This is a genomic window from Streptomyces sp. SID4985 (assembly GCF_009863025.1).
In the GTDB taxonomy this organism is placed as follows: Bacteria; Actinomycetota; Actinomycetes; order Streptomycetales; family Streptomycetaceae; genus Streptomyces.
Genome location: NZ_WWIR01000074.1, coordinates 1 through 2,551 on the forward strand (window position 1 = coordinate 1; position 2,551 = coordinate 2,551).

Annotated in this window: 4 protein-coding genes; 2 read left to right on the forward strand and 2 right to left on the reverse strand. The window is 74.5% G+C overall.

Features of this window, described 5'->3' with window-relative positions:
- Positions 1 to 770 (forward strand): glycoside hydrolase family 15 protein (locus tag GTW40_RS03135; protein WP_202485315.1); only part of this gene is annotated, 770 nt, incomplete at its 5' end.
- 4 nt (positions 771 to 774) lie between these two features.
- The gene (locus tag GTW40_RS03140) at positions 775 to 1,530 is read left to right on the forward strand and encodes an SDR family oxidoreductase (RefSeq protein ID WP_161178603.1); all 756 of its coding nucleotides are present in this window, start codon (positions 775 to 777) and stop codon (positions 1,528 to 1,530) included.
- Positions 1,531 to 1,611: 81 nt separating this feature from the next.
- Here the strand turns inward: GTW40_RS03140 and amaP are convergent, their stop codons facing one another.
- Positions 1,612 to 2,193 (reverse strand): alkaline shock response membrane anchor protein AmaP, encoded by a 582-nt coding sequence (gene amaP, locus GTW40_RS03145; protein WP_161178604.1) that lies wholly within the window; start codon positions 2,191 to 2,193, stop codon positions 1,612 to 1,614.
- 5 nt (positions 2,194 to 2,198) lie between these two features.
- Positions 2,199 to 2,551: DUF6286 domain-containing protein (locus tag GTW40_RS03150; protein ID WP_237525308.1), on the reverse strand; the 353-nt coding region annotated here is incomplete at its 5' end.

A 2,551-nucleotide genomic window follows, 5' to 3' on the forward strand; every position in this document is an offset into this window, starting at 1 on the left:
ACCAGCTCCAGCTGGACGTGTACGGCGAGGTGATGGACTCCCTGTGGCTCGCACGCCAGTCGGGCCTGTCGCCCCGGCCGCACATGTGGTCCCTGCAGCGCGCGCTGATCGACTTCCTGCGCTCCGCGTGGCGGCAGCCCGACGAGGGGCTGTGGGAGGTGCGCGGGGGCCGCCGGCAGTTCACGCACTCCAAGGTGATGGTGTGGGTGGCCGTCGACCGCGCCGTACGCACCCTGGAGGAGCACCCCGGCCTGGAGGGCGACCTCACGGGCTGGCGGGAGCTGCGGGACGACATCCACCGGGAGGTGTGCGCGAAGGCGTACGACCCGGAGCGCAACACCTTCACCCAGTACTACGGCTCGCGCACCCTGGACGCCGCGCTGCTGCTGATCCCGCGCGTCGGCTTCCTGCCGCCGGACGACCCCCGGGTGATCGGCACGGTGGACGCGATCCGCGCGGGCCTCGGCCAGGACGGCTTCGTACGCCGCTACGACACCGGGGGCCCGGTGGTGGACGGGCTGCCCGAGGGCGAGGGCGCCTTCCTGGCCTGCTCCTTCTGGCTGGCCGACGCCCTGCACCTGACCGGCCGCACCGAGGAGGCGCGGGATCTCTTCGCGCGGCTGGTCGACCTGTCCAACGACGTGGGGCTGCTGGCCGAGGAGTACGACCCGGTGTCCGGCTGCCAGCTGGGCAACTACCCACAGGCCTTCAGCCACATCGCCCTGGTGAACACCGCCCGGATCCTGTACGGGAGCGAGGGTGCAGGATAGGGCCATGGATCTTGGACTGAAGGACCGGGTGTACATCGTGACCGGGGCCACGCGGGGGCTCGGCAATGCCGCCGCGCGGCAGCTGGTCGCCGACGGGGCGAAGGTGGTCGTCAGCGGGCGGGACGAGAAGCGGGTGGCCGACGCGGCCGCCGAGCTGGGCCCGAACGCGGTGGGCGTGGCCGTCGGCAACGCCGATCCGGAGGCGCCGCAGAGGCTGATCGCGGCCGCCCGTGAGCACTTCGGGGGCTTCGACGGCATCCTCGTGAGCGTGGGCGGGCCGCCGCCCGGCTTCGTGGCGGACGTGACGGACGAGCAGTGGCGGGACGCCTTCGAGTCGGTGTTCCTGGGCGCGGTGCGCCTGGCCCGCGCGGCGGCGGCCGAGCTGGAGCCGGGCGGCGTCATCGGCTTCGTCCTGTCCGGCTCGGTGCACGAGCCGATCCCGGGGCTGACCGTCTCCAACGGGCTGCGCCCCGGGATCGCCGGGTTCGCGAAGTCCCTCGCGGACGAGCTGGGCCCGCGCGGCATCCGGGTCATCGGGCTGCTGCCGGGTCGTATCGACACCGACCGGGTGCGCGAGCTGGACAGCCTCTCCGCCGACCCCGAGGCGACCCGCACGGCCGCCGAGTCCCGTATCCCGCTGCGCCGTTACGGCACCCCGGAGGAGTTCGGCCGGGTGGCCGCCTTCCTGCTGTCCCCGGCGGCGTCCTATGTGACGGGCGTGATGGCGTCGGTGGACGGCGGGATGCGGCGCGGATTCTGACGTACCGTCAACTCCCCGCGTCGTTTCCGCGGGGAGTCAACTCCCTTGTCCCGGGCGTCAGGTGACGCGTCGCCCTGGGCGTCAGGTGACGCGTCCGGCGCGGTGCCGGATCACCCGCAGCCGGACCTCGGCGGGCAGCGCCGCGAGGCCCGCCGAGTCCCGGGCGCGGGCCAGGGGGCCGGAGGTGAACTCCGCGAGCGCGGCTCCGGGGGGCATGTCCGGCTCCAGCCGGAACCACGCCCGTACGGCGGGCGCGCCTCGGCGCCCGGTCAGCAGGACGTCGCTCTGGGCCATGCCCTCCTGTCCCGACGCGTCCCGCGAGAGGGCGTTCTGCAGGGCCGAGCCGCGCAGCCGGGCGGTGCCACCGTCGCCGGTGTCGACCCGGACCTCGGCCACGCGGTGACGGCGCAGCACCGACACCAGCCACCACACGCCGATCAGGAACAGGATCGCCAGGCCCGCGATGAGGGCGGGCCACCACCAGCCGGTGTCCCGGAAACTGGTGCGCTCGGCCCGGCTGAGCAGCACGTCGTGCGCGCTCGAGTGGACCCACCAGCGCGGGAAGGGCGCGCCGAGCCCCGCGGCGAGGACCACCCCGCCGAGAGCGAGCAGCAGCAGGCCCGCCACGGCGAGCAGGACCCGGTTGACCGTGCCGGTGCGCATCGCGCTCACCCTTTCCGTCCGGGACGGCGGACCCGTACCGACAGCTTCGGCGGGCGGCTCAGCCCCAGTTCGTGGACCGCGCCGTCGAGCGTGCTGTCCAGATCGGCGCGGACCTCGTCCGGTTCGCGGAAGTGCGAGACCACCTTCACGTCCGCCTTTCTGCGGCCGACCCGCACGTGTGCCTCGCGGACGCCGGAGACGTCCATGGCCCGGTCGCGCAGCAGCACGGCGGCCGCCTCGCGGCGCAGCGCGGCGCGCACGTCGGGGTGCGGGCGGCTCATGGGCAGCAGGCGGCGCAGTCCGGGCGTGAGGGCGAGGAGGAGCAGCCAGAGTCCGACGGCGGCGACGAAGGCGGCGC